The organism is Labilibaculum sp. K2S (genome assembly GCF_030372765.1).
Lineage (GTDB): Bacteria > Bacteroidota > Bacteroidia > Bacteroidales > Marinifilaceae > Labilibaculum.
Genome location: NZ_JAUCMW010000016.1, coordinates 41,227 through 67,062, shown reverse-complemented (window position 1 = coordinate 67,062; position 25,836 = coordinate 41,227). Strand labels below are relative to the sequence as shown.

27 protein-coding genes are annotated in these 25,836 nt (G+C 35.5%); 13 read left to right on the top strand and 14 right to left on the bottom strand.

The genetic code is table 11. The features are described 5' to 3' along the window. Window positions 1-467: 467 nt before the first annotated feature. A complete protein-coding gene (gene rlmD, locus QUH73_RS15900) occupies window positions 468-1,877 on the bottom strand; it encodes a 23S rRNA (uracil(1939)-C(5))-methyltransferase RlmD (RefSeq protein ID WP_289531431.1) in 1,410 nt (469 codons plus the stop codon). A 209-nt stretch (window positions 1,878-2,086) separates the two neighbouring features. On the opposite strand from rlmD, the gene QUH73_RS15895 reads away from it, so the two are divergent. Continuing rightward, window positions 2,087-3,202: a hypothetical protein gene (locus QUH73_RS15895; protein WP_289531430.1), complete on the top strand. Its 1,116-nt coding sequence runs from the start codon at window positions 2,087-2,089 to the stop codon at window positions 3,200-3,202. Between the two features lie 46 nt (window positions 3,203-3,248). Here the strand turns inward: QUH73_RS15895 and QUH73_RS15890 are convergent, their stop codons facing one another. Further along, window positions 3,249-3,689: an STAS/SEC14 domain-containing protein gene (locus tag QUH73_RS15890; RefSeq protein ID WP_289531429.1), complete on the bottom strand. Its 441-nt coding sequence runs from the start codon at window positions 3,687-3,689 to the stop codon at window positions 3,249-3,251. Between the two features lie 165 nt (window positions 3,690-3,854). Here QUH73_RS15890 and QUH73_RS15885 point away from each other — a divergent pair, with 165 nt between their 5' ends. The 4 genes from QUH73_RS15885 to rlmB all read left to right on the top strand — a co-directional run bounded on the left by QUH73_RS15885 (window position 3,855) and on the right by rlmB (window position 7,756). Continuing rightward, entirely contained in the window at window positions 3,855-4,601 is a 747-nt protein-coding gene (locus QUH73_RS15885) for an AAA family ATPase (protein ID WP_289531428.1), read from the top strand. 85 nt (window positions 4,602-4,686) lie between these two features. Beyond that, window positions 4,687-6,627, top strand: coding sequence for an ABC-F family ATP-binding cassette domain-containing protein (locus QUH73_RS15880; RefSeq protein WP_289531427.1), 1,941 nt, complete (start codon window positions 4,687-4,689; stop codon window positions 6,625-6,627). Window positions 6,628-6,658: 31 nt separating this feature from the next. Further along, entirely contained in the window at window positions 6,659-7,003 is a 345-nt protein-coding gene (locus QUH73_RS20935; RefSeq protein ID WP_442913422.1) for a DUF418 domain-containing protein, read from the top strand. Window positions 7,004-7,015: 12 nt separating this feature from the next. Further along, window positions 7,016-7,756: a 23S rRNA (guanosine(2251)-2'-O)-methyltransferase RlmB gene (rlmB, locus tag QUH73_RS15875; protein WP_289531426.1), complete on the top strand. Its 741-nt coding sequence runs from the start codon at window positions 7,016-7,018 to the stop codon at window positions 7,754-7,756. Window positions 7,757-8,139: 383 nt separating this feature from the next. Here the strand turns inward: rlmB and QUH73_RS15870 are convergent, their stop codons facing one another. The 4 genes from QUH73_RS15870 to QUH73_RS15855 all read right to left on the bottom strand — a co-directional run bounded on the left by QUH73_RS15870 (window position 8,140) and on the right by QUH73_RS15855 (window position 11,622). Then, window positions 8,140-9,225 carry a 3-oxoacyl-ACP synthase III family protein gene (locus QUH73_RS15870; RefSeq protein ID WP_289531425.1) on the bottom strand — a complete coding sequence of 362 codons (1,086 nt, stop codon included), beginning with the start codon at window positions 9,223-9,225 and terminating at the stop codon, window positions 8,140-8,142. A gap of 278 nt (window positions 9,226-9,503) precedes the next feature. Then, window positions 9,504-10,058 (bottom strand): chalcone isomerase family protein, encoded by a 555-nt coding sequence (locus tag QUH73_RS15865; RefSeq protein WP_289531424.1) that lies wholly within the window; start codon window positions 10,056-10,058, stop codon window positions 9,504-9,506. Between the two features lie 29 nt (window positions 10,059-10,087). Continuing rightward, window positions 10,088-10,381, bottom strand: coding sequence for a PQ-loop repeat-containing protein (locus tag QUH73_RS15860; protein ID WP_289531423.1), 294 nt, complete (start codon window positions 10,379-10,381; stop codon window positions 10,088-10,090). Beyond that, entirely contained in the window at window positions 10,378-11,622 is a 1,245-nt protein-coding gene (locus QUH73_RS15855; RefSeq protein WP_289531422.1) for a mechanosensitive ion channel family protein, read from the bottom strand. The genes QUH73_RS15860 and QUH73_RS15855 overlap by 4 nt, the downstream gene beginning before the upstream one ends. Before the next feature lie 111 nt (window positions 11,623-11,733). Between QUH73_RS15855 and QUH73_RS15850 the strand changes: the two genes are divergently transcribed. Further along, the gene (locus tag QUH73_RS15850) at window positions 11,734-13,017 is read left to right on the top strand and encodes a M64 family metallopeptidase (protein ID WP_289531421.1); all 1,284 of its coding nucleotides are present in this window, start codon (window positions 11,734-11,736) and stop codon (window positions 13,015-13,017) included. Between the two features lie 76 nt (window positions 13,018-13,093). On the opposite strand, the gene QUH73_RS15845 is transcribed toward QUH73_RS15850, so the two are convergent. Further along, complete coding sequence (locus tag QUH73_RS15845) at window positions 13,094-13,429, bottom strand: DUF6249 domain-containing protein (RefSeq protein ID WP_289531420.1); 336 nt, start codon at window positions 13,427-13,429, stop codon at window positions 13,094-13,096. 346 nt (window positions 13,430-13,775) lie between these two features. Here QUH73_RS15845 and QUH73_RS15840 point away from each other — a divergent pair, with 346 nt between their 5' ends. Then, window positions 13,776-14,351, top strand: a complete 576-nt coding sequence (locus QUH73_RS15840; RefSeq protein ID WP_289531419.1) for an RNA polymerase sigma factor — start codon at window positions 13,776-13,778, stop codon at window positions 14,349-14,351. A gap of 30 nt (window positions 14,352-14,381) precedes the next feature. Continuing rightward, window positions 14,382-14,804: a hypothetical protein gene (locus QUH73_RS15835; protein WP_289531418.1), complete on the top strand. Its 423-nt coding sequence runs from the start codon at window positions 14,382-14,384 to the stop codon at window positions 14,802-14,804. Window positions 14,805-14,901: 97 nt separating this feature from the next. Here QUH73_RS15835 and QUH73_RS15830 read toward each other — a convergent pair whose 3' ends face one another. The 6 genes from QUH73_RS15830 to QUH73_RS15805 all read right to left on the bottom strand — a co-directional run bounded on the left by QUH73_RS15830 (window position 14,902) and on the right by QUH73_RS15805 (window position 19,760). Next, complete coding sequence (locus QUH73_RS15830; RefSeq protein WP_289531417.1) at window positions 14,902-15,276, bottom strand: DUF3127 domain-containing protein; 375 nt, start codon at window positions 15,274-15,276, stop codon at window positions 14,902-14,904. Between the two features lie 20 nt (window positions 15,277-15,296). Next, the gene (locus QUH73_RS15825; RefSeq protein ID WP_289531416.1) at window positions 15,297-15,734 is read right to left on the bottom strand and encodes a peptidylprolyl isomerase; all 438 of its coding nucleotides are present in this window, start codon (window positions 15,732-15,734) and stop codon (window positions 15,297-15,299) included. 346 nt (window positions 15,735-16,080) lie between these two features. Beyond that, on the bottom strand, window positions 16,081-16,782 hold the full coding sequence (locus QUH73_RS15820) for an FKBP-type peptidyl-prolyl cis-trans isomerase (RefSeq protein ID WP_289531415.1): 702 nt from the start codon (window positions 16,780-16,782) through the stop codon (window positions 16,081-16,083). A 31-nt stretch (window positions 16,783-16,813) separates the two neighbouring features. Beyond that, window positions 16,814-17,416, bottom strand: a complete 603-nt coding sequence (locus tag QUH73_RS15815) for an FKBP-type peptidyl-prolyl cis-trans isomerase (protein WP_289531414.1) — start codon at window positions 17,414-17,416, stop codon at window positions 16,814-16,816. A gap of 156 nt (window positions 17,417-17,572) precedes the next feature. Further along, on the bottom strand, window positions 17,573-18,268 hold the full coding sequence (gene mnmD, locus QUH73_RS15810) for a tRNA (5-methylaminomethyl-2-thiouridine)(34)-methyltransferase MnmD (protein WP_289531413.1): 696 nt from the start codon (window positions 18,266-18,268) through the stop codon (window positions 17,573-17,575). Then, the gene (locus QUH73_RS15805) at window positions 18,243-19,760 is read right to left on the bottom strand and encodes an MATE family efflux transporter (protein ID WP_156195075.1); all 1,518 of its coding nucleotides are present in this window, start codon (window positions 19,758-19,760) and stop codon (window positions 18,243-18,245) included. Before QUH73_RS15805 ends, mnmD begins: the two co-directional genes overlap by 26 nt. Before the next feature lie 164 nt (window positions 19,761-19,924). Here QUH73_RS15805 and dinB point away from each other — a divergent pair, with 164 nt between their 5' ends. From dinB to QUH73_RS15785, 4 genes are all read left to right on the top strand, one after another. After that, the gene (gene dinB / locus QUH73_RS15800; protein WP_289531412.1) at window positions 19,925-20,992 is read left to right on the top strand and encodes a DNA polymerase IV; all 1,068 of its coding nucleotides are present in this window, start codon (window positions 19,925-19,927) and stop codon (window positions 20,990-20,992) included. 92 nt (window positions 20,993-21,084) lie between these two features. Then, complete coding sequence (locus QUH73_RS15795) at window positions 21,085-21,867, top strand: 5'-nucleotidase C-terminal domain-containing protein (protein WP_289531411.1); 783 nt, start codon at window positions 21,085-21,087, stop codon at window positions 21,865-21,867. A 10-nt stretch (window positions 21,868-21,877) separates the two neighbouring features. Beyond that, window positions 21,878-22,789, top strand: coding sequence for a bifunctional metallophosphatase/5'-nucleotidase (locus tag QUH73_RS15790; RefSeq protein WP_289531410.1), 912 nt, complete (start codon window positions 21,878-21,880; stop codon window positions 22,787-22,789). A 60-nt stretch (window positions 22,790-22,849) separates the two neighbouring features. Then, window positions 22,850-23,731 (top strand): cation diffusion facilitator family transporter, encoded by an 882-nt coding sequence (locus tag QUH73_RS15785; RefSeq protein ID WP_289531409.1) that lies wholly within the window; start codon window positions 22,850-22,852, stop codon window positions 23,729-23,731. Between the two features lie 173 nt (window positions 23,732-23,904). On the opposite strand, the gene QUH73_RS15780 is transcribed toward QUH73_RS15785, so the two are convergent. After that, entirely contained in the window at window positions 23,905-24,258 is a 354-nt protein-coding gene (locus QUH73_RS15780; RefSeq protein ID WP_289531408.1) for a helix-turn-helix domain-containing protein, read from the bottom strand. 1,003 nt (window positions 24,259-25,261) lie between these two features. On the opposite strand from QUH73_RS15780, the gene QUH73_RS15775 reads away from it, so the two are divergent. Continuing rightward, window positions 25,262-25,822, top strand: a complete 561-nt coding sequence (locus QUH73_RS15775; RefSeq protein ID WP_289531407.1) for a hypothetical protein — start codon at window positions 25,262-25,264, stop codon at window positions 25,820-25,822. The last annotated feature ends 14 nt before the right edge of the window (window positions 25,823-25,836 follow it).

Below are 25,836 nucleotides of genomic sequence, written 5' to 3'. Positions count from 1 at the left end.
GAAAATAAAGCCTGAAGAACAACGAATGTTTCTTCAGGCTTTTTTACAATTAATAGCCGGATTTTGCTTAGCAAGCAGGGAAATTTTATTTTATAACGAAGGAGAGAACGCTGCATAAGGAGGCAGCGTTTGAAAGATGCTTACCGCAAAAAGTTGCGATGCTGTTCGCAAAAAGTTGCGGTAACGTTCGCAACTTTTTGCGGTAAGCATAAAATGTGAAGGCTATGGTTTATGATCGTTTTTTTCAAGATAACTGTTCAATTAACGGCCATTGCATATTTAAATGTTGTGTTGGAAATTAATTCTAAATAGAAAGAGGGTGTCCAAAAAGTATTGTTCTATTGTCATTCTGAGCCTGTCGAAGAATCTTTCACTTTGAAAAACAGATGTTTCGACTTCGCTCAACATGACAATTCAATACAAAATATTCCTTTTTGGACACCCTCTTTTCTGTTTGTTTTGAATGATTACCTTCTCTCCAACTGCACAATATTCTCCACATGATGTGTGTGCGGGAACATATCAACAGCCTGTACTCTGGTTACTTTGTAGGCTTCGTCCATCATGGCTAAATCGCGTGCCTGAGTCGCCGAATTGCAGCTTACGTAAACAATGCGTTTTGGAGCCGCGTGCAGAATTGTTTCTACTACATCGACGTGCATCCCCGCTCTTGGCGGATCAACAATAATGGTATCCGGCTGACCGTGAAGTTCTATAAATTCTTTGGTGAGAACATTCTTCATATCGCCGGCGAAAAATTCCGTATTGCTGATTCCGTTAATTTCAGAATTCACTTTCGCATCGGCAATGGCTTCGGGAACATATTCAATACCAATTACTTTTTTTGCTTGCTTGGCAATAAAATTAGCAATGGTTCCGGTTCCGGTATACAAATCGTAAACCACTTCGTCACCTGTTAATTCGGCAAACTCACGTGTTTTGCAATACAGGTTGTAGGCTTGCTCCGAATTGGTTTGGTAGAACGATTTGGGACCAATTTTAAAACGCAGATCTTCCATTTGCTCAAAAATATGGTCTTCTCCTTTGTACAGGATGGCTTCCTGATCGGTAATTGAATCGTTGGCCTTTTCGTTAATCACGTACATTAATGAGGTGATTTCAGGAAATTTATCAGCCAGGTGCTTTAGTAATCCTTCCCGCTTTTCAACATCTTCATGGTAGAATACTACAATAATCATGTTGTCGCCGGTTGAAGAGGTTCTAATCACCAGTGTTCTTAGGAAACCTTCCTGGTTTCTGATATCGAAAAAGGATAAATCGTTGGCAAAAGCATATTCTTTAATGGCCAAACGAACTGCATTCGATGGTTCCGGCTGCAGATGACATTTGTTAATATCAACCACCTTGTCGAATAATTTAGGAACGTGAAAACCAAGCGCAGGAGTTCTTTTTATATCATCGCTAAGGGCAATTTCCTCGTTGGTAAGGTAACGCTTGTTCGAAAACGTATATTCCAGCTTATTGCGGTAAAATTCAGTTTTTTCTGATGCCAGAATATCATTTATACCATTCAGTTCTACTTTGCCAATCCGTTCCAAATTGTCAATAACTTCCTGTTGTTTAAATTTTAGTTGTTCATCGTAGGGTAGATTTTGCCATTTGCAGCCACCACAAACTCCAAAATGCTCACAAAATGCATCTATTTTCATTGGAGAATGTTGGTGAAAAGCAACAGGATAGCCTTCCATAAAACTTTTACGCTTCTTGTTGACCTGCACATCAACAATATCGCCAGGTATTACACCGGTAACAAATACAATTTTGTCATCAACTTTACCAATTGCCTTGCCTTCGGCGGCTAACTTCTCTATTACTACTTTTTCCAGAAGTGGTTTTTGTTTTCTATTTCTTCCCACGATTCAATTGTTTTTAAATATGGGCACAAAGATAGATAAAAGTAGAAAGGTCGAAAGGTTGAAAGATCAAAAAGTCGAATGACATTTTCATTATTATCTGAAATCCGCTAAACTAAAGGCTAACAGTTAAAAGGCAATCGCTGTTTCTACTTAATTTTATATCTTTACTTCGTATTCCAAAGCCACATTTCAATTTTTATAAAAGTACTATGAACAAGTTACTTGCTATTTTTGCATTGTTTGTGTTGATTTCGTGTGGAACGAAACCAACAACAAAAGTTCCATGTTTTGCATGGGTAGGTGGTCCTGGTGAGGCCACAGATATTGAGTTAAAAGCGAATTTTACTGATTTAAAGGAAAAAGGAATTGATGGTTTGATGTACAATGGAGGTCATGATCCTTCGGTTTATCAACGGGTAGGTAAAATTGCAAAAGAGGCAGGTCTCGAATTTCATACCTGGATACCAACTATGGTACAAGGACGCAATGAAAATATCCCTGCAGAATTGTATGCCGTTAATGGAAATGGGGAATCGGCCTACGATAAACCTGCTTATGTAGATCATTACACATTTTTGTGTCCGAACAGGGAAGAGGTTTATCAATATTTGTCTGCATTATATACCAAAATAGCTGCCTTGCCGGAAGTTGATGGAATTCATTTGGACTATATCCGTTTTCCGGATGTAATATTGGCAAAAGGTCTTTGGAAGAAATACGGTTTGGTAATGGATAAGGAGTATCCTGAGTTTGACTATTGTTACTGCGACAAGTGTAAAGCCGATTTCAAAGCTAAAACGGGTATTGAAATTGTCAATCAGACGGAAGCAAGAGATATTCAGGAGTGGAAACAATTCCGTCAGGATTTGATCACGAAATTAGTAAACCGTTTGACTGAGGATGTACATGCGCAAGGAAAAGAAATTACAGCAGCCGTATTTCCGGGTCCGCATTCTCATGCAGTGAAAATGGTTCGTCAGGAGTGGGATAAATGGAATTTAGATGCTTTTTACCCAATGAATTATAACGATTTTTATTTGGAGGGCACAGAATGGGTTGGCAAGATGTGTAAAGAATCTACGGAAAGTGTAAAGGGAGAAAAATCGGTTTACAGCGGTTTATTCATTTGTCCAAAGCCTGATTCTAAATCGAAAGAAGCAGATCCTGAAAATCACGGTTTATTGCCTGAAGAATTAGGGGAAGCAATACGCGAGTCGATGGTTAACGGAGCAAAAGGAATCTGTTTATTTACGCCTGATAGAATGACCGAAGCGCATTGGGTGGAATTCAAAAAAGCGATTTATAAAGATTATTCTAAAAAGTAATCTTAAATCTGGAAACAGAAAGGGAGCTCCAATGGAACTCCCTTTTTTATTTTAACACAATTGTGTTTTTAAAGTCTTCAAGCATCGATTTTATTTTGTCAATACTAACATCTGAATGCAGCCAGTTAACTGATGACTCAATAGAACTAAATACTCTTATTGGTATATCGAATACTTCTTTTAAGCCATCGATAAAAAGTATGGTGTTTACAACCTGACTTGGTGTGTGTGTAACAACAGCAATACGGTCAATTTTTAAAGTTAATTTTGATTTTGAATAGAATTCGATAAAAGCATCATTCATTTTATGAAAAGGCTTATCGGTATTCTCTTGAATATCAACCAAAACGCTAAATTTAGGCACTTGGTCTAAACAAGATTCAATTTCACTTTTTAATTCAAATACATCTTCAATCTTCGTCTCTCCGCAAAAGCATTCTACAAGAAGCTTGTGTTCCTCTACATAGTTGTAATAAGAATTCCCCACTCTATTTTTTATTTTGTTAATTAATTGATTTGCATATTCATAGATTGGTTTTTTTTAGGGTTTGCAAATGTAATTCTTTTTCTAAAACTACCAAATGATTTTTTCCGGATTGAAGATTAAATGGTAGGTTTGCAAAATATTTAAACACAAACATATAAGCTAAGCATGAATCATTTATTTGTTCCCAATATGGGACGGGTCGATTTTGAGGATATTGTTTTTGATAAGGAGTTGTCAGTTCAAGTGGAACAGTTTCTGCGAGAGTACGAACATCTTGAAATATTAAACAAATTTGGCTTGCCGGTTGTAAATAAACTCTTGCTTTTTGGAAAATCAGGATGTGGAAAGACTATGACTGCCAGGGCAATATCACATAAACTGGGCAAGAAGTTGAAAACGATTAATTTGGGTAATATTGTCTCGTCCAAATTAGGAGAAACCTCAAGAAATATAGCTGCAGCATTTAAAATGGCAGAAACTCAGGAAGCTGTTTTGTTTTTCGATGAGTTCGATTCTTTGGGCAAAGAAAGAAACTATGACAATACCGATAGCAGTGAGATGAAACGAGTGGTGAATAGTATGATTCAACAGATTGATTCTTTACCAAAAAACTCGATTCTAATTGCGGCGACCAACCAAATTGACTTAATTGATGAAGCCTTGGTTCGACGCTTTGAGTTGAAGTTGGAATTTCACAATCCTTCGAAAAGTAATTTGGATCAATTGTACGATCAGTTGATTTCAAAATATCCGAAGGAATATCAGAAAGTAAACCGGATTTATGATATCTCTTTTGCCGAGGCTGAAACCATTGTTATGCTCGAAGTGAAAGAAAATATCATACAATCAGAATTAATAAAAAAAGCACAAATTTTACAGGAAGATAAGCTGGCCGTGATTTGTGATAATTAGGATGTTTGTATTTACTGATCAATGATTACGGATAACTGAGAACTGTTGTTATCTTTGTCGCTTTAACAGAAAAACATGAATTAGTATGATCTCTATTAACAATCTTACGGTTGAATTTGGTGGCTTTACCCTTTTTAAGCAAGTTAGTTTTATTGTAAATACTCGTGACCGAATCGGATTGGTTGGGAAGAATGGTGCAGGAAAATCAACTTTGCTGAAAATATTTGCCGGTTATCAGGCGCCTACAACAGGAACTGTATCATTACCAAATGAGATTAAAATAGGATACCTACCTCAGCAGGTAAATCATATCGACGGTAATACCGTGATGGAGGAAGCTTTATCAGCTTTTGAAGAGGTTTTGGGTCTGGAAAAGGAAATTGCTGAAATTAATTTAGAGATTGCTGAGCGAACCGATTACGAATCGGAAGAGTACATGAAGCTGATAGAGCGGCTTACTGATAAAAACGATCGCTATCATATGATGGGTGGCGAAAATATCGAAGCCGAAGCTGAGCGTACTTTACTTGGATTGGGATTTTTAAGAAGTGATTTTATTCGACAGACTACGGAATTTAGCGGAGGATGGAGAATGCGGGTAGAATTGGCCAAAATTCTGTTGCGGCGCCCACATGTTTTCCTTCTCGATGAGCCTACGAATCATTTGGATATTGAATCGATTCAGTGGCTGGAGGATTTTCTGAAAACTTACCCGGGAGCCGTAGTATTGGTATCTCATGACCGGGCATTTTTGGATAATATAACCAATAGAACCGTTGAAATTTCTGTTGGCAAAATATACGATTATAAGGTTCCCTATTCACAATATGTTGTTCTGCACGCTGAACGTCGCGAACAGCAAATGAAAGCCTACATTAATCAGCAAAAACAAATAAAAGATACTGAAGATTTTATTGAGCGTTTTCGTTATAAGGCAACAAAATCGGTTCAGGTTCAGTCTCGTATCAAGCAATTGGATAAAATTGATCGTATTGAGATTGATGAGGAGGATAGTTCGAAACTAAGCCTGAAATTTCCACCGGCACCCCGATCGGGTGATTTGGTTTGTGAAGTTAAAAATTTGAGTAAAGCATATGGTGATCATCTGGTTTTAAATGAGCTTGAATTTGTAATTGAGAGAGGTGAGAAACTTGCTTTTGTGGGTAAGAATGGGGAAGGGAAATCAACACTGGTAAAAGTTTTGATGGGCGAACTCGAACACACGGGCACTTGTAAACTTGGACACAATGTAAAGATTGGCTATTTTGCTCAAAATCAGGCTCAAATGCTGAATGAAAACAAGTCGGTATTTGAAACGATTGATGATGTTGCGGTTGGAGATGTAAGAACTAAGATTCGTGATATTTTAGGCGCATTTATGTTTCGGGGCGAGGATATTGATAAAAAAGTGAAGGTTTTATCCGGAGGAGAGCGTTCGCGTTTGGCTATGATTCGTTTGCTTTTGGAACCAGTGAATCTTCTGGTACTCGATGAGCCTACAAACCATTTGGATATGAGATCGAAAGATGTTTTGAAAGAAGCATTGAATCAATTTGATGGTACGGTTATCGTAGTTTCTCACGATCGTGAATTTTTAAATGGTTTGTCATCAAAAGTGTATGAGTTTACCAACAAAAAGATAAAAGAACATCTGGGTGGAATTTATGATTTTCTTCAAACCAAGAAGATGGATTCACTAAAGGAATTGGAAGTGAAGAAAACGGTTTCTGCTGTTCAGGTTGATGTTGCACCTTCCGATAATAAATTGAATTATTTGGAGCGGAAAGAGATGAATAAGAAAATCTCTAAAATGGAAAGAGCTGTTTCAAATTCAGAAAAGAATATTGCACGCTTCGAAGAGCAAATAATAGCAATGGAGGAAATGCTTGCAAATCCTGAAAAAATGCAGGATCAGTCTCTGTTTGCGAAATATGAGAAAACCAAAAAAGATCTTGAAAAAGAAATGTCGGATTGGGAAAACTTAAATGAGGAGTTAGAGCTGCTAATCGCAGAAAAAGGGGAGTAGTAAGTTTTATCAGTTCAATTATTTTGGCAGTTTGTTTACTTCCTTAGATTATATTGGTTTGATTCTTTTGGTTTATCAAATGAAAATTTTGCATTTTTTCACAAAAGCGTTAGAAGCAGTTGGTCGAATGGCTTTTACGAACTACCTTTGTCAATCCATAATTTGTTCCATTATTTTTTATAGTTATGGCTTTGGAATGTTTGCTCGCTACTCAAGAACAGAATTACTGGTTTGGGTTTTGTTAATTTGGACATTTCAATTGATTTCTTCCTCTATCTGGCTGAAATATTATAAAATGGGACCATTTGAATGGTTGTGGCGATATATAACTTATAAGGAAAAGCCACAATTATTAATGAATGTAAAACACCAATAAGCAAATTAATCGATGGCTAAACAGAAACAGGAGATGTTGTTCGGAATCAGAGCAACAATGGAAGCAATAAAAAGTGAAAAGGAAATCGAAAAAGTATTGATCAAAACAGGATTAGCAGGTCCTTTGTTTCAAGAATTATTCGATTTAATTCGCGAAAAGGGAGTTGAATATCAGTTTGTTCCTGTTGAGAAGTTGAATTCTTTGGATCAGCATAATAATCAGGGAGTTGTTGCTTTAATTGTTCCAATTCCTTATCAGGAAATAGAAGAAATTGTACCTGAACTATTTGCTCAAGGTAAAACACCTCTGCTGTTGCTTTTAGATGAAATTACAGATGTTCGTAACTTTGGTGCTATTGCTCGTTCTGCTGAATGTGCTGGTGTACATGCCATTGTAATTCCTTTTAAGAATTCAGCGAAGATTACTCCTGATTCTATTAAAACATCTGCCGGAGCTTTGTATAACATACCTGTTTGCAGGGTTCAAAATTTAAAGACTCTTGCCCGTTATTTGAAGAAAGAAGGAATTCGAATTATTGCAGCAACTGAAAAGGCTGAAAAAGTTTATACTGAAGGTGATTTTACATTAGCAACAGCTATTGTTATGGGATCGGAAGATGTTGGGATTGAAGATGCTTTGCTGCGCTTGGCTGACGAGCAGGTTAAAATTCCAATTACCGGTTCAATTCAATCATTGAATGTATCTGTTGCAGCATCCTTAATGGTATACGAGGCAGTGAGACAAAGAAGTTAGTCTTCTAAAAAAACATAGATTTGAACGCAGGAATTTAATTTCTGCGTTTTTTTATTGATATTAATCTACCCTAAACTGATTTTTGGATGTCTAAAGGTCTATTGAGGAAAATAAATTCTGACTTCGAAAAATCAGTTTAATATAAAAAAGAATTACCCGAATCAAATGAATTTGATCGGGTAATTATCTATAGTAATCTTAGGGTTAGAATGCAGTTTGATTCTGACTTCTGAATATTGTCTATCTCCTCTATCTTCTAATCTCCCTGTGTATTTCAGATTCAGCTCGGCTAATTTGCTAAAATTAATTTTGGATTACAAACCTTTTTGAAATTTTTTTTGAAAAAGATCTAAAAAAAGAGTTTTTATCGTTTTAGCCATTCATTAAACCTGATAAACAAAAGCATTAATGTTCATTCCAGCACCAACCGATGCAAAAACAACGTAATCACCTTCATTTAATTTATGATCGTCTAATCTATCTTTGGCAATCTGATCGTAAAGAATTGGTATAGTTGCTACTGAATTATTTCCCATCTCTTTAATAATCATAGGCATGATTTTCTCTGGGACGTGTTTTTCTTGATACAAACGAAAGAGTCGCTTGGCAATGGCTTCATCCATTTTTTCGTTTGCCTGATGAATAAGGATTTTTTTAATGTCCTTAATATCCAATCCCGCTTTATCGATACTTTCTTTTACAACACCGGGAACATTTGTGATGGCATATTCGTAAATTTTACGGCCATACATCTTTATGAAAAGACTATTGCTGTTGCCTTCAAAATCGGCATTGTCTGAAATATCAGCGCGTAAAAAGAAAGCTTCATTGATGGTATCGGTTCGCACGGCATGAGCCAATATTCCTGATGCTTCTTCAGCTTCGCATGCTTCCAGTATTGTAGCTCCTGCACCATCAGAGTAAATCATGCTATCTCTGTCGTACGGATCACAAACTCTTGATAAGGTTTCTGATCCAATAACCATTACTCGTTGTGCATCGCCTGATTTGATATAGTAGTTAGCTTGAATCATACCTTGAATCCAACCCGGACATCCAAATAGAACATCATAAGCTATTGTTTTAGGATTTTCAATTTGAAGAAGATTCTTCACTTTTGCAGCCAAACAAGGCAACTGACTTGTCAGCGTAGAGTTTGGTTTAACATCTCCGAAATTGTGAGCGACTATAATATAGTCTAAACTCTCTTTATCTATTTTAGATGATTCCAAAGCATTTTTTGCTGCTAAATAGGCAAGATCAGAGTTTTGTTGATTAGGAGAGGCATATTTTCGTTCTACAATCCCAGTAATGTCTTTAAATTTCTCTATAATTTCAATTGTGGGAGTTTCAATTTTCTGGCCATTTGGTTCGAAAAATTCATGATTCAAAAAATGCTCATTTTTTACTTGAACGGTTGGGATGTAACTACCAGACCCAACAATTTTCGAAAATCTTTTGGTACTCATTGTTATTGTTTTTGTTTCAAATAATAAATGTGCACTTATTTTTATGTGCACAAAATTTTCTTAAGAGACAATTTTTTCCGTGTCCGAAAGATTTATGTTTATTGGTGAGTTGAAAGATCAACTTACTTTTAGGTGTGCGTGGCTAAGGTAAATATTTATTTTAAAATTGGTGTTTTTTTAATGAATTTTAGGTGCTCAGTTTAAATTTTTGTAAGCATAAAATAGATTGGCAAAACCTAAATAAAACAGTTAGAATATGTGTAATGTAAAGCGCTTGATTAGTTTATCAATTTCTCTTTTAGGTTTTTATCTGCTGGTTTGTTACAAAGCCATATGCCAAATAGGGCTTGTTTGAATGACAATCCGCGAATAGATTGTTTTAATTCGCCATTTTTATAAACTAAAGTTCCGTCAGCAGGCGAGTATATAAATTCAAAAGCGTCTTTTTTCTCAATACCACCCAGAAAAACAGAGATAAAATCATCAATCTCCTGTTTTATATTTTCCATTTCACCATTTGTGGCATTCATAAAGCCAGCTCTGGTAGCTTTTTCCATTTTTTCGGAGGTAATTAATCCGGATATAATTTCTAAGCGGATTCCCATACTCTCATCTGCGGAGATGATTTTTTCAGCGTCATTCATATCCTTTGAAAGATACAGTCCCATTGCGTACATGTCCATCCATAGTTTAACACGGGTTCCTGCACCTTTTAATTGCAGCTGATGCTCCTTAATAATTAATTCGTTTGGTAGTTCAACCCCTCCAACTCTTGTCTGAGAAAAACCGTAAAAGCCTGATAGTAAAAGAAAAAGAGTAAGTGTTTTTTTCATCTTTATGTGATTAGGTTGATGCAATTTTTTTAACTGAAAATCAGTTTCGCGTAACACAGGTAAAAGGTAGCAAATATATTTACTAAATAATTAAGCCACAGGGGGTATTGACGTTTGTTGGATTTTAAATCTCCGTTTACAATATAAATAAAAGTAAAGAACACTCCAAAAGCCCACATGAGTAAAAATGGCCAGTTAAAACTTGCAACATCATGTGTTTTGTAGGTTTGTACTACCTGAGGTATCACTCCAATGCTTAAAATAATATTCCCAAACCAACCTAATGATTCAAAGAAATTCAATTTTAGTAATGCTGTTTTCATTCTCGGTTTGCTAGTTTTTGAAAATCGTCTCCGGTTGGATTCTGAAATACTCTTAAATTAAATTCCGGAACAATTGCTAATATATGATCAAAGATATCAGCTTGAATGGCCTCGTAATTTGCCCATTCCTGATCGTTTGAGAATACATATATTTCTAAGGGCAACCCTTTTTCTGATACTTGTAACTGACGAACAAGAAAGGTCATTTCGTTATGAATCTTTGGGTGTTCCTGAAGATAAGCTTCAACATATTTTCGGAATGTACCAACATTGGTTAATCTTCTTTGATTTACAGGAATTTCGCCTTCTGGATTGTTTGCCCGGATTTCATTCTTTTTTTCAATCAGATAATCCTTTAGTAAATTAATTTTTTCAAATTTTTCGATTTCTTCTTCACTTAAAAAATGAATCGATTTTACATCCAGATTTAGATGGCGTTTTATTCTTCGTCCACCTGATTCTTCCATTCCTTTCCAATTGTTGAACGATTCAGAAACCAAAGTGTAAGTTGGAATTGTACTAATGGTCTTGTCCCAGTTTTGAACTTTAACGGTGTTTAAACTGATATCAATAACAGTTCCGTCGGCTCCTTTTGATGGCATTGAAATCCAATCGCCAATATTTACCATCTTATTTGCTGAAAGCTGAATTGAAGCAACAAAACCAAGAATTGTATCTTTAAAAATTAATAAGATAACGGCAGCAAAAGCTCCCATTCCAGCAAGTATTGTTAATGGGTCTTTATGAATGAATAAAGCCACAATGGAAATAATTCCCATTGCGTAAAAGAAGATTTTCACAATCTGCAGGAAACCTTTAATTGGTCTGGATTTACTAATGGGGAGTGTATTGTAAATATCATTTCCAGCATTCAAAAATGTGTCAATCAGCATGATTGCCAATATCACCATATACACATATGAACTATTTTGGATGAAATTATTTAAGCCTTGATGATCAAGCATTCCTGCGCTAAAATAGATGATTGCTGCGGGAGCAAAATGTGCTATTTTATTGAATACTTTTCGTTCCAAAAGAATATCATCCCAATTTGTTTTTGTTTTTCGAACTAATTTGGTGATGATTGAGATCAAAACTTTTTTTGCAATAACATCGCATATCCAAGCAATGAAAATAACAATAATGATTGCGATGAATGATTGTAGTATGATTGCCCAATATTCGGCTATTCCTTCGTTGATCAACCAATTTTTTAATTGAACGCCCAAGAGTTCTTTCATGAAGTAATAAGTTATTAATTAAAAATCTAAGATATTGATTCCTATCTGGAAAAGAAAAGTGAAATTCATAATAATTTGTAAATTTAAAGTCTAAATACAAAATCTACTAATATGACTAAAAAATCTTTACTTGCATTTGTCCTGATTGCATTTTATTCTGCGTGCTATGGACAAAGTAATTTTGATAAATATTTTGAAAATAAGACTCTGAGGATTGATTATATGATGGGCGGTGATGCCGATTCTCAAACTATCTTTCTAAAAGAATTGAAAGAAGAGCCTCAATGGGGAGGGAGTAAAATCAATTTGATTGATCAGTTTGGGTACGGAACATTCCGTTTTAAACTTTTTGATGTGGAGTCCGGAGAATTAATTTATTCAAAGGGGTTTAACTCTTTGCTTCAGGAATGGCAATCAACAGCCGAAGCAAAAGAATTAAAAAGAGCATTTTATCAGGTAAACGTAATGCCTTATCCTAAAAAAACAGCACGATTTGTATTGGAATCCAGAAACTGGGATGGCAGAATGGAGGAAATATGGGAATATAAGATTGACCCAACTAATTATTTTATTGGTAAAGAAAAGCCCAGGAGTGTTTCATTTACAAAGATTATGGGAGATGGTGATCCTGCGGAAAGTGTTGATATTGCTTTTATAGCAGAAGGGTATACTGCTGATGAAATGGAAAAATTTAGAGCGGATACCAAACGTGTAGCTGGTTATTTGCTTGATGTGCCTCCATTTAACAGGTATTCAGATCGATTTAACATATACGCTTTAGAAGCCGTTTCCGAAGATTCAGGAACTGATATTCCGGGTGAAAATATCTATAAAAACACTGCTGTAAATACTACTTTTTATACGTTCGATGTTGATCGTTACCTAACAACTTTTGATATTAAATCGATACATGATATTTCTGCAAATGTTCCTTACGATCAGATATTTGTGCTGATTAATACCGATAAATACGGTGGAGGTGGATTCTACAACTATTATTCGAGTTGTTCGGCTGATAATGTATTGTCCTACGAGGTGTCGAGTCATGAATTTGGTCATGGGTTTGCCGGTTTGGGAGATGAGTATTATTCATCGGAAGTGGCATACGAAGATTTTTATAATCTGGAAATTGAACCTTGGGAGCCAAATATTACCACTCTTGTTGATTTTGATTGTAAATGGAAAAGTATGTTGGATGATTCGATTCCTATTCCTACGCCAAGAACTCCCGAGTTCGTTGATAGTTTAGGTGTATTTGAAGGCGGTGGTTATATGGCTAAGGGAATTTATTCGCCGATGCAGGATTGCAAAATGAAATCGAATAAAATGAAACATTTCTGCCCGGTGTGTGAGAAAGCTGTAGAACAGGTGATTCTATTTCATATCGGAAAATAATTGCTATTAAGATCTATAATGAGAAAATAAAAAAATGCGTTCCAGTTTGGAACGCATTTTTTGTAGAAGGCTTGGTTTATTTCTCAGCCTCTTGTTTTTTCGCTAATCCGTAGAATACTAATAGTGCAAGTCCACCAAATAAAAAGATCATTGAAAAGTAAGACACTTCTTCATTTAAACCTGTGTAAGCATCTAAAATGTTTCCTATTAGAATTCCAATTGCGAGACCAATTAAAAGAACACCGTATTTTAAACTTTCTAAAGTACTGCACTTTTTGTCTCCAACTAAAAGGCTCATATCCATACCTTTTTCAATTAACGCCTTTCTTTCTTTGTGACGATGAACTAAAAATATGATCAAAGGAATGATTCCGAATGATGAAATGATTGCTACTACTCCTGTTATATCCATGATTTAAGTTTTAAGATTAAACTGTTATTATTTTATTGATTGTGAACGAAAACCAAAGCTTGATTTTTGCATTCAACTTTATGACGCCACCTCTTTCAAACAGGTTACAAATATTTTAAGATTTTTTTAACGCTCACAATTATTTCAATAAAAATCATTGTCTTAACTTGCTATTAATGAATTGAAAAAAAAAGATTGAAATTATGGAATAAGCTGTAACCGATTTTAGATTTTCTGCGTCTAAGTTGTAGATGATTCAATTAAAAGGGAAAAAGAAGTGAATCAACGCAACAATGTCTTTTTAGTTGATGACTTTGTTTTTCTAAATTGAAAGCACAATTTGTATATGAAGTTTCAAAAGGATAGTTATTATATAGCCAGGATTAAAGATGGAGATCCCGGGGCATATGCTTTTCTTGTAGATAAATACAAGAGGATGACATTTAATGTAGCCTTACAATTAATGGGAAATCGTGAAGATGCCGAAGAAATTGCTCAAGATGCATTTTTGAAAGCATATCAGGCCTTGGATAGCTATAAGGGAGATGCAAAATTTTCAACCTGGATATATCGAATCATTTACAATACAGCAATATCGCGTTTAAGAAAGAAAAAATTGGATGTAAGTTCTATTGATGATGATTTTACAAGTTCGGTAAATGTAAAATCCACCCAATCAGCCTTGCAGGAAGTAAGAAACGTAGAAAGGAAAAAATACCTTTCCGAAGCATTAAACAGGTTACCTGCTGATGAAAGGTGTCTGATTACTCTGTTTTACCTGGAAGAAAATTCGGTAGATGAGGTTTGCTCTATTACTGGTTTAAGCGCTTCCAATGTTAAGGTGAAATTGCATCGTGCAAGAAAAAAGCTTTATACTCAGTTGGAGTTGGCTTTGCATGGTGAATTAAAAACGATATTATAGGTATTCGAAAGAATATAAAATTAGACTACGATGAGCAAAAAAGAAGATATCTATAAAGATGATTTTATCAAAGAACTGATGAAGAATGTTGAGTTGGAGGAGACTTCAGATCAATTTACGAATAAGGTTATGGATAGGGTAATGCAGGATTGGCTTGCAAAACCAATTGAAATGAAGAAGCCGATTTCGAGGAATCAATGGATTTGGATAAGCGGACTTATTTTATTTGTTGTACTTATTCTTTTGGGGACTGATGTGAGAACTTTAATTAGTTCTGCTGAGAATCCATTTTTACATCAGCTTGATGCTGTATTATTACAACCAATTAATCAGGTTTTAACGAAAGTATTTGATAGTTTAATAAAACTTCCGGTAATGGTTTACATTGTTGCTGTTTCTTTTGGAGGATTAATGGTTTTCGATAGAATTGTTAATAAATTATTGCATCATTAATATGAGAGCAAACACAGTCGGTATTGACCGACACTTCAGTAATATTTGATTTTTTTAATTGAAAAAACCGCACTGAAAAGTGCGGTTTTTGTATTTTTTAAAAAGGAAGATCATCTTCTTCTGGTGCAGGAGGAACATCCTCTGCTCTAAATTCAGGCATTTCAGGAACAGGAGAACCACCAGCTTGTACTTTTTCAATTCTCCAAGCTTCAAGATTCGAAAAGTAGTTTACTTTTCCATCTTTTTCCCACTTACGACCACGAACATTAAAAGAAACTTTAATTTCTTCGTACAAAGAAATTGTTTCCAATAAATCGCAACGATCCTGTGTTAGTTGAAATTTAATAAAATCATTCCATTCAGAATTTCTTTCATTTTCAACTTCAATAACAAATTCTCTTTTTTTGAAACGATCGCTGATTGATTGAGTTTCCTCTTTCACGATCATTTTACCATTAATTTCAAAATTCATAATGTTCTGTATATTTTGTATTATTCTTTTACGATAACAATTTTATCAATACTATCACCTGCACGAATTGCATCAATAACTTCTAATCCCTCAACCACTTTGCCGAAACAAGTATGCTGGCGATCTAAATGGGAAGTATTTTCGCGGCCGTGGCAAATGAAAAATTGCGATCCACCAGTATTTCTTCCGGCATGAGCCATCGATAAAACACCTCTGTCGTGATATTGATTTTCGCCATTCAATTCACAATTGATTGAGTAACCAGGCCCGCCGGCACCTGTGCCATCGGGACAACCACCTTGAATCACAAAATTTGGAATAACCCGGTGAAAAGTCAGGCCATCGTAAAATCCAGATTCTGATAGGTTAACAAAATTTTCAACAGTTTTTGGAGCATCATTCTCAAAGAATTCCACTTTCATAACTCCTTTTTCGGTATGAATCTCTGCGTGTGTCATTTTTATTTGTTTTAAATTATTTCAATTTTAGTATCAAAAGGAAAATTCTGACTCATTAATTCTCTTACTCGAGAACATTGAGAAGTAATTGTTTCCATTTGTAAAAGTCTTATTTTTATAAAATAGAAGGATGATTTTTGTTAAGACACTCGTTGTGAGTGTAGTTAGATGTAATTAATCCATTCTTCTAAAAACAAGATTTTAAATTTACAACAATGCAGTTGCAGTTGCAAAAGAATGCAAATCTAAAAAAAGATTCTTTGTCAAAAAAGAAAAAATAACCCCTTCTGGAAAACTCCAAAAGGGGTAATTGTTTTTAATAAGTTGTACTAATTAATATGATTAATTAGTTCTTTTTTTCGTCTTTTATAATATCCAACAATTCAACTTCGAAAATTAAAGTTTCGTTTGCTTTGATATCAGCTCCCATTGCACGTGGACCGTATGCAAGGTTCGAAGGAATAAATAATTCCCATTTAGAACCCACAGGCATTAACTGTAAAGCTTCAGTCCATCCTTTAATTACACGGTTAGCAGCAAATGTAGCTGGTTCGTTTCTTTTATAAGAAGAGTCAAATTCTTTACCGTCAATAGTTGTTCCTTTGTAGTGAACTGAAACTTTATCAGTAGCGAGAGGTTTAGCACCATCTCCTTCGTTGATAATACGGTATTGCAGACCACTTTCAGTAACAACGACACCTTCTTTTGATTTGTTTTCCTCTAAGAATTTTTGACCTTTAACTAAGTTTTCAGCACCAATTTTTTCCTGAAGACCTTTGATGTAATTGTTGATAACAGCATTTCCTTTTTGAGGATCAATTACCAATGAATCTTTGTCAAGAGAAGCGTACAATGCAGCTAAAAGAACTTCTTCGTTCAAATTAGTAAGTCCGTTACGCTCAAGGTTAGTACCAAAACTAGCACCTAAACTATAACTAACAGAGTCAAGTTCGTTGTTTAGAGCAACACTTTTATTTCTTTTTTGATTACAAGAAGCCAATGTAATTAGTCCAAGACCCAGTGCAATAGATAATACTTTTAGTTTCATTTTTTTTGGATTGTTATGGTTATTAATATAATTATACGATTTCAAGTAATTCAACTTCGAAAATTAAAGTTGTGTGTGGGCCAATAAGGTTTCCTGCACCCTGTGCACCATAAGCTAAGTCCGAAGGAACATATAGTTTCCATTTCGAACCTAAAGGCATTAGTTGAAGAGCTTCAACCCAACCTCTAATAACTCCATTTACCGGAAATACAGCAGGTTCACCTCTCTTAACAGAACTATCGAAAACTGTTCCGTCAATTAAAGTTCCATGGTAGTGACATTTAACACTATCAGTTCCTTTTGGTGTGTCTCCATTTCCTTCTGTGATGATTTCGTATTGCAGTCCGCTTTCAAGACTTACAACACCTTCTTTTTTAGAGTTCTCTTCTAAAAATTTTGTTCCTGCTTCAACTGCTTTTCCAGCTTGTTCTTCTTGCAGTTTTCCAAAAAACTCCTGAAGAATACCATTGGCCTCTTCCGGAGATAGTTCCGGCATTTTTCCATTAAAAGCAGCATTCAAAGCTTCCATAAATGGATCAACACTAATTGTTTTAACTCCTGAAGTTATTAAATTGCTTGCGATGCTTAATCCAAGGCAATAGCTTACCTTATCTTGTTCTTCTGTGTACTTCATTCGGGTATTGTATATTTAATTATAATAATTCAATTTTATTTATGATCAGCAAGATCATAAGAATCGTCTAAGGTAAAACTTTTCTCTCAGAATATCGAAAATCAACTTGTAATTAACCTTTTTTTGCATTTAACGTCCTTCAAAAAAAAAAGATCTTCATTCAATTGTCTGTTTTGTATTGATGCATGTTTTCCGTGCCCGTAACATCTGTCTTTTCCCGGGTGGGCCAGGCAGACGTTTTACCTCAAATCCTGCACCTCTAAGAGCTTGTTTTATGATTCCTTTTGTAGAGTAGGTTGTTAAAACGGCATCTTCTTTTAGGTGATTGTTCAGCTTTTCAAAAATATCCTGAGTCCATAAATCGGGCTGAATATCAGGTGCAAATGCATCAAAATAAATAAGGTCATAAATGGCAGGAAAAATAAATTTCCTGAGATCGCCCTGCAGTTTATTTAGGGTGAATGTTTTCGTGATTTCAACGTCTTGATTCCACGCTGCCTGATGCAATTTGAAAAAAAGATCTTTGTCGGAACCTTCTATTTGATCGGTGTAATTCAAGTTTTGAATGTGTTCTTCTTTTACCGGATACAATTCTATTGAATGATAAATAACGGTTCTGTTTTGTTTTTCAGCTTCAATGAGGGTGAGGAAGCAGTTTAGTCCTGTTCCAAAACCAATTTCTAAAATGTGAATTGGATCTTGCTTACAAAAATTGAATCCTGCATTTAAATACACATGCATCGCTTCCTGAATGGCACCATGAGTAGAATGGTAATGCTCATTTAATTCAGGAACAAAGAGGGTATGAGAACCATCTTCAGTTATTTTAAGCTCTCTTTTTAAATTCTTCATTCTTTATTGGATTATTGATTGTAGAGGATTGGCGTAATCTGTTTGGGATTATTCTAATCCATAAACGTTTTAAAGGAATTGGAGACAAGTTTTCGGGATGTCTGTTCAGCAAGAATAGGAACCACAAAAATAAAATACTTCCTTTCAATATGCTGCTAATGGTTAATCCCCACCAAACACCTGTTGCCGAAACTGCTTCAGAAGATATCCAGTTCTGAAATTCAGGTAAGTAATCAACTAAAGTGTAGCTCAATAAATAGGCAAAAGGAATTCGCATCAAGTTTCCAATAATTCCAACTATTGCAGGAGGAACTGCCCGTCCAATTCCGTTAAAGGCTCCTGTTGCTGTAATTTCAACACACATAAATACTTGTGAAATACCAAGAATAAATAGGTAAACCATGCCCATTTTCACCACATTATTCTCACTGTTGTTAATAAACAATCCGAAAATATGATCGCCTGCAAAAAGGAAGAGCAAGGTACTAATGAATCCTATAAAACCTGCGATGCCTAAGGTAATGAAGAAACCTTTTTGAATTCGTCTCCATTTATTTGCTCCATAATTCTGGCCTGTGAATGTGCCCAATGCAGTAGAGAAGCCCGAGGCGGTCATCCACGAAAGGGCTTCTATTTGTGATCCAATGGATTGAACTGAAAAAGGAATGGGATTTCCGTGAGAAATATTGTTAATCACCCTTGCTAAAATCATCGCGATAAAGGCAAACCAAGCTGATTGGAGGGCAACAGGACCTCCAATCTTTAGGATTGGGAGAAAGAATTCTTTTTGAATTTTCCCTAAATAGTTTTTGATTTGTAAAGGATTCTGCTTGATATACAGGTAGTAAATAAATAGTAGAAATACACTTACCTGAGAAATTACAGTAGCGATTCCTGCTCCTTCTGCACCCATACCTGGAATACTTCCCCAACCAAAAATAAGAATTGGATCCAGTATCATATTTATAATCAATCCGGTGGCATTGATCCAAAATGAGGTTTTTGTATTGCCAACTCCGTTATAAATTCCAGCCATGGTGATGTTGGAATAGGTAAATGGCATTCCAACGGCAATTATCCGAAGGTATTTTAAGGCCGTTCCGTTTACAAATTCACTTTTAATATTAAAAAGGTCTACAATTGGGTCAGCAAATATCCATACGCTTAAGGCAAATGCAATGGAGATAATAAAAGATAAACTGAACGCGTTTTTTGCAAATGATTGAGCCCGTTCAATATTTTTACTTCCAATTGCTTGTGAAATTCCTACTTCAGCACCAATTTTGGTTATAAAGAGGAGCGATGAACCAAACCAAACCAGATAAAGTGCCATTCCAACAGCACTTACTGTTTCGCTTCCAACTTGTCCCAACCACGCCATATCCGTCATATTGTATGCCATTTGCACAAATGAGGTGGCAATTATTGGAATAGCCAGTTTTATAATTTGAGGAAAAATTTTTCCTCTGGTAAGATCTTTAATTTGGTTCACTTTACTTATTTTGGTTCTTACGAGAACAGGTTTGGTTGTATTTATTCCCTATTTTCGCAATGTGTTGAATAAGGAATAGGAATTTTTCGCTTTTTTAAGGCGTGTAAAATTACAAAAATTGAAGTGATAATTTTTTAAATTGTTTCTGGATATTTGAATGGAAAATGGGAGAGGAAAATCGCAAAATAATTCACGTTGATATGGATGCTTTTTTTGCTTCGGTAGAGCAGAAAGATAATCCCGAGCTTCGAAACAAACCAATTGCGGTTGGGGGATCCGGAGAAAGAGGAGTTGTTGCTGCAGCAAGTTACGAAGCGAGAAAATTTGGTGTGCGTTCTGCAATGCCTTCTTCTATTGCGAAAAGGAGATGCCCTAATTTAATTTTTGTGAAGGGAAGGCATGACCGATACAAAGAAATTTCGAAGCAAATCATGAGTGTTTTTTATGAATTTACCGATTTGGTAGAGCCTCTTTCCATTGACGAAGCTTTTTTAGATGTTACCCATAATAAGAAAAATTTGCCTTCTGCGAGTTTGATTGCCAAAGAGATTAAAGAAAGGATTAAGGAGGTGACTGGTTTAACGGCTTCGGCAGGAATATCAGTAAATAAGTTTTTGGCTAAAATTGCTTCTGATTATCAAAAACCTGATGGTTTATTTGTTATTCCTCCCAAAGATGTTGAGCAGTTTATTGAGCAGTTATCAATTGATAAATTTTTTGGAGTTGGAAAGGTTACGGCAGATAAAATGCATCAGTTGGGAATATTCAGGGGGAAAGATTTGAAGGAGAGAAGTCTTGCTGAATTGACCCGTGTGTTTGGGAAAGCCGGAGTTTACTACTTTCAAATAGCACAAGGGATTGATAACCGTCCGGTGAATCCCAACCGGGTTCGTAAATCGGTAAGTACTGAGCATACATTTTATACGGATTTATCGAATAAAGATTTGATCAGAAAAGACATGATTGCAACTGCAGAAGATCTGCTGCGACGATTAAAGAAGAGTGGTTTTAGAGGAAGGACTTTAAGTTTAAAAGTGAAATACAGCAACTTTGAACAGGTAACAAGAAGTAAAACCATTCTGCAGGAATTGAATCGGGTGGATCAAATTCTTAATCTGGCAAACGAATTGTTAAACCAAATTGAATTGAAGGAAAGCATTCGGTTGCTGGGTTTAACTGTTTCCAATCAAATCAATTTTTCTGAACCTCAGCAATTAACCTTAGATTTTTGAATAATTCAGATTTCTATAATATAGAAATCAAGGTATTTTTATAGTTTTACATTCGCTTAAAAAATGGCAAGGGTGTATTTTATTGAACGCATATGAAATTACAACTATTTAAATCATTGAGAATATTGCTCTTACTGCTGGCTGTTGCAGCCTGTTCGGTGACTAATAAAATCAATAGACCGGCTAATCAATCTAATTACAGGATTGATTCAGTTATGGATTCTGATTCGCAAAAGGATACTGCTTTTGTGCATGTTATCGAAAGCTATAAATCTCAGCTCGACGGGGAAATGAATGCGATTATTTCTGTTTCTGATGAAGAAATGATTGTCGGCAAGCCGGAGAGTAAATTGTCTGATTATATTGCTGATGCAATGCTTGCTATTGGGAAAGAATTTTGTGTGGAAAATCAATTATCTCACTCTGTTGATTTGGCAATAATGAATCAAGGGGGAATTCGCACAGGCATGCCAAAAGGCGAAATAACAACGGGTAGAATGTTTGAAATGCTGCCTTTTAAAAATAAATTGGTGATTGTTGGAATGAAAGGGTACGATTTAATGAAACTCTTGCATCAGGTTGCCGGGTTTAATGGTGAAGGTATTAGCGGTGTGAAAATGGGAATTAAGGATAAGCAAGCGGTTGATGTTCTTGTTAATGGAACGTCAGTTGATTTGGGAAAAACATATCACATTATATCAATAGATTATTTGGTGAATGGTGGTGGCGGTTTGTCTGCTTTTGAAAGTAGGGAAACGTTCAGACATTTGCATAAAAAATTACGATCCGAAATGATCAAATACATTAGTCGTGATTACAAAAACGGGAAACATATTTCGGCAGAATTAGACGGGAGGATTTACCATGTGGAATAGACGGGATTTTTTGAAAAATATCGGTGTAGCGGGTTTGTTTTTAGGAACAGGTATTCTTCCAAAAAGTGCTTCAGCGGCTAAAAAAGAATTGCGGAAAATTACGGTGCTTCATACCAACGATTTGCACAGCCGTATTGAACCCTTTCCAAAGGGAGATCCTGAATTTGGTGGTTTGGGAGGTTTTGCAAGAATTCATGCCTTGGTTCAAAAAATCAGAAAAGAAGAAGAATTGGTTTTGTTGCTGGATGCAGGAGATGTGTTTCAAGGCACACCTTATTTTAATTTCTTTAAGGGGGAAGCTGAATTTAAATTAATGTCGAAAATGGGTTATGATGCCGGAACTATTGGGAACCATGAGTTTGATAATGGCATTGAAGGACTTGCAAGTCAGTTGAAATATCTTAATTTCCCATTGCTAAATGCGAACTATGAATTTTCTGAAACTGAATTGGATGGTAAAATCCCAGCTTATAAAATATTTGATAAAGGAGATTTGAGGATTGGTGTTTTTGGGCTGGGTGTTAATTTAGACGGTTTTGTGGAGCCCAAAAACAGAGGTTCTATTTCCTACGCCGATCCTGTTGATGTTACCGAGAAAATGGTTCGTATTTTAAAGGATGAAAATGCATGTGATTTGGTTATCTGTCTTTCACATTTGGGATTAAGGAATGATTTAGGTTTTGATTGTGATGTTAATTTAGCCAAAAAAACCAGAGGTGTTGATTTAATCGTAGGAGGACATACACATACCTTATTGGAAACTCCGGAACGGATTCTGAATTTGGAGGGTGAAGAGGTTCTTGTCAATCAAGTTGGATGGGCAGGAATTGCAGTGGGAAGAATTGATTTTTACATCGATAAGAAAAATAAAACGAAGTTGGCTTCTTCAAAACTACTCTCGGTTGATGAAAAATTAGTTTAATATGATACAATAATAGCATTGACTCATAGTTTATATGTCGCAATTAAAGATTATTACAAATTGAAAAATTCCAAGTTTAAATTAGATAAATCGAATTGGGCCTCAGTAGAAGGCTGGCTTTCTATAATAGGGAATATATTGCTTTTCGGGTTAAAATACTGGGCTGGTTTGGCTACAGGTTCCATAGCTATTATTGCTGATGCCTGGCATACTCTGTCCGATAGTTTAAGTTCTGTAATTGTGATTGTTGGCGCTAAGATATCAAAGAAACCTGCCGATGAGGATCATCCCTTTGGTCACGGGCGAGCTGATTTAATTAGTGCTTTTATTATTGGAATACTGCTGTTATTAGTTGCCTTTGATTTTATCATTGAATCCTATAATACGTTGCAAAGCCGGGAGTCATCACAATTTGGGAGCATTGCTATTGTAGTTATGATAGTGTCAATTGCAGCAAAGGAATTGTTGGCTCAATTTGCTTATTACGGAGCAAAAAAAACCAATTCAAAAGTGTTAAAAGCTGATGCCTGGCATCACCGCAGCGATGCAATATCTTCTTTGGTTATTTTGGTTGGGATATTCTTGGGTCCTTATTTTTGGTGGGTCGATGGAGCTTTGGGAATGATAGTTGCTATACTAATTGGACATGCAGCTTATGAAATTATCAGCGATTCTATTCATTCCTTATTGGGAGAGAGTCCTTCCGATACAATCATTCAGGAATTAAAAATGACCATTGAAGAAGTTAGTCCGGGTAATTTGGAACCTCACCATTTTCACCTCCATGTTTATGGGGATCATACAGAATTAACCTTTCATATTTTGCTTCCGCAAGATATGGCTATAAAAACGGCTCACGATATTGCAACAGTACTGGAAGAAGCCATTCTCGAAAAATATGGTTACGTATCAACAATTCACATTGAACCGCATACAGACTAATTGAATCGGGGTATTTGTGTCATGCCATTTTGAATAATGAGTGAGCCATGGCGGGCGAAAAAAAGCAGTCTAATGCCGATATCTAATTTGTCAGCTGTAAGAAGTGAAGCGCAAAATGGCTCCTGCAAATTAAAAACCGATATTACGCCCCGAAAGGAGCGTTTAAACAACAATTACCTGCCCCTCAGGCCAATCACTTCCTTTAGTAAATCACGTTCTTTTTTTAAATCTTCAATCTCCTTTTTCAAGTTTTCAATTTCAGCGTCGCGCAATGTAATGCCCGAATCAACGGGGTTTTCGATTCCAATTTCGTTGGCTAAATAGCGGAATACATTAAAATCGATAGCCTCGCAAATAGTCCATAAGCGTCGAATTTGCATGCCTGGATTTTTGAGCATAAAGAGCACCGACGAGTGATGCATTTGCAACAGGCGGGCCAACTCTGTATTGCTAATGTATTTCTCTTTCATTCGATTAACGATTATATCGTTAAGGTTCACGGGCATTTCATATTTCTTTTTAGTCATCTTGTTTTATGCTGTTTTTGGTGGCAATACCAAGGGGTATTGATGCAGTTAGATTTACAAAAGAAGAAAGTTACAATAAGAAATACAGAATGTCAATCTATTAATGGAATTAAACTGTATATTTTGTTGGTATTTACTACTAATTACGGAGTAAAAATTTGATTGTAAATTATTATCCTCTTACATATTTTTGAAAATTAAATGTTCTAATAGTTATTTTCGGTATTTCAGGTGTTAATTTATTTATAGCAGTAGCTCTTTAAGTAAATACCAGTGGTAAAATCAGAAAATCGGATTGTAAATTAAGTATGTATCTGGCTAAATACTATATGTATCGTTAGAAAATTAGTATGTATAATGAGTAAATAATAATGTACGAAAAGAAATACAGGATTACACGAGGTTAAATCATAAATACAAGAGAGAAACTATGCATTAGGTTAGTTTAGCTCTAATCTGGGTTCTTATTTCTGATTATTAATTGGCAGATTGCTTTAACTCAGAGCTTTTTTTATTTTTCCTCGATAAGAAAACTGCTGCAATTGCACCACCAGTTGCAAACACAGCTCTATGCTTTGCATGCTGTCTGTTTTATTCATTTGAGAGCGAGTTGATCTCCACCAGCAAATAACTGAATGTTTTCCGTCGAAATACATTGCTTGCTTTCTTGTCATTATTTCAATAAGATTTCAATAAAATTTAATTTCATTTTAAATTAACCTTTACTTGTTCTTCATACCCATGGTTTTCATCGGAAAACCATGATGTATTACTTCCTTCTGAAAATAATTGTAGAAGTTAATGTTTTGATTGTAAGATGCTTGTGCCCTACGTCTCCTGGTGGTTTCATGCGGAATAGACTTTTCACTTCCCTTCTGTTTTTCATATAGATACATTTCAATATTTAAAATAAAGTTTACTCTAAACTTATCATTAGGTGATATGTGTTCGTGTACTTTGAGTCAGATAAAAAGCTTGAATATTCACAAATACATATGACGATATGGAAATTAGAACCACCTTAATTTTAGCCTTAGTGTTAGTTGTGTCAGGATTACGTGCACAAGAAGTTGCCAGTTTAAATTCTGATGATGGAACGGTATGGCCGGCATCAAATAAACACGGGAATGATTTTTCAGAAACAACCCCCGACGAACGATTTACTTTTACTTATTACAGTCCTGATGAGGAGAAACTTTCCTTGCCGGTAAGGGCGTCTGTGGAGAGTACATGGGGAACAGAAATTGCTCAGTATTATGCACTGTTCGAGAGTGTTTATATGTATGAGGAACAGCCGGTAGCTGGAGATCCTAATGTGGTTTTGAGGATAAGAAAACCCCGAATTTATAAAAGTATAAAGGGAATTGAAAATTACCTGAGAAAAGAATTAAAAAAGGAGACTTGCTCTATGTCGGGTGCAAGTCAGCAAATAAAGCAGATACTAAAAATTGGAATTGCTGCTATAAGTGAAGATAGTGAATGGCTTGAAAAACAACTAAAGGAAAAGAAAAGCAAAAAAGAAGAGATTGCTCTTTATAATAAAATTGTATTAATCAATATCTAATTTGACATTTAATC

What these genes read in the sequence shown, in the direction of transcription:
- QUH73_RS15855 (WP_289531422.1), bottom strand. Translation starts at nt 11,622, where the DNA reads ATGAAAGAACTCTTGGGCGTTCAATTAAAAAATTGGTTGATCAACGAA.
- QUH73_RS15845 (WP_289531420.1), bottom strand. Translation starts at nt 13,429, where the DNA reads ATGGATATAACAGGAGTAGTAGCAATCATTTCATCATTCGGAATCATT.
- QUH73_RS15835 (WP_289531418.1), top strand. Translation starts at nt 14,382, where the DNA reads ATGAGCAAAAAAGAAGATATCTATAAAGATGATTTTATCAAAGAACTG.
- QUH73_RS15870 (WP_289531425.1), bottom strand. Translation starts at nt 9,225, where the DNA reads ATGAGTACCAAAAGATTTTCGAAAATTGTTGGGTCTGGTAGTTACATC.
- QUH73_RS15865 (WP_289531424.1), bottom strand. Translation starts at nt 10,058, where the DNA reads ATGAAAAAAACACTTACTCTTTTTCTTTTACTATCAGGCTTTTACGGT.
- QUH73_RS15830 (WP_289531417.1), bottom strand. Translation starts at nt 15,276, where the DNA reads ATGAATTTTGAAATTAATGGTAAAATGATCGTGAAAGAGGAAACTCAA.
- mnmD (WP_289531413.1), bottom strand. Translation starts at nt 18,268, where the DNA reads ATGAAGAATTTAAAAAGAGAGCTTAAAATAACTGAAGATGGTTCTCAT.
- QUH73_RS15795 (WP_289531411.1), top strand. Translation starts at nt 21,085, where the DNA reads ATGAAATTACAACTATTTAAATCATTGAGAATATTGCTCTTACTGCTG.
- QUH73_RS15820 (WP_289531415.1), bottom strand. Translation starts at nt 16,782, where the DNA reads ATGAAACTAAAAGTATTATCTATTGCACTGGGTCTTGGACTAATTACA.
- QUH73_RS15885 (WP_289531428.1), top strand. Translation starts at nt 3,855, where the DNA reads ATGAATCATTTATTTGTTCCCAATATGGGACGGGTCGATTTTGAGGAT.
- QUH73_RS15880 (WP_289531427.1), top strand. Translation starts at nt 4,687, where the DNA reads ATGATCTCTATTAACAATCTTACGGTTGAATTTGGTGGCTTTACCCTT.
- QUH73_RS15895 (WP_289531430.1), top strand. Translation starts at nt 2,087, where the DNA reads ATGAACAAGTTACTTGCTATTTTTGCATTGTTTGTGTTGATTTCGTGT.
- QUH73_RS15815 (WP_289531414.1), bottom strand. Translation starts at nt 17,416, where the DNA reads ATGAAGTACACAGAAGAACAAGATAAGGTAAGCTATTGCCTTGGATTA.
- QUH73_RS15780 (WP_289531408.1), bottom strand. Translation starts at nt 24,258, where the DNA reads ATGACTAAAAAGAAATATGAAATGCCCGTGAACCTTAACGATATAATC.
- rlmB (WP_289531426.1), top strand. Translation starts at nt 7,016, where the DNA reads ATGGCTAAACAGAAACAGGAGATGTTGTTCGGAATCAGAGCAACAATG.
- QUH73_RS15860 (WP_289531423.1), bottom strand. Translation starts at nt 10,381, where the DNA reads ATGAAAACAGCATTACTAAAATTGAATTTCTTTGAATCATTAGGTTGG.
- QUH73_RS15775 (WP_289531407.1), top strand. Translation starts at nt 25,262, where the DNA reads ATGGAAATTAGAACCACCTTAATTTTAGCCTTAGTGTTAGTTGTGTCA.
- QUH73_RS15825 (WP_289531416.1), bottom strand. Translation starts at nt 15,734, where the DNA reads ATGACACACGCAGAGATTCATACCGAAAAAGGAGTTATGAAAGTGGAA.
- QUH73_RS15840 (WP_289531419.1), top strand. Translation starts at nt 13,776, where the DNA reads ATGAAGTTTCAAAAGGATAGTTATTATATAGCCAGGATTAAAGATGGA.
- dinB (WP_289531412.1), top strand. Translation starts at nt 19,925, where the DNA reads ATGGGAGAGGAAAATCGCAAAATAATTCACGTTGATATGGATGCTTTT.
- QUH73_RS15850 (WP_289531421.1), top strand. Translation starts at nt 11,734, where the DNA reads ATGACTAAAAAATCTTTACTTGCATTTGTCCTGATTGCATTTTATTCT.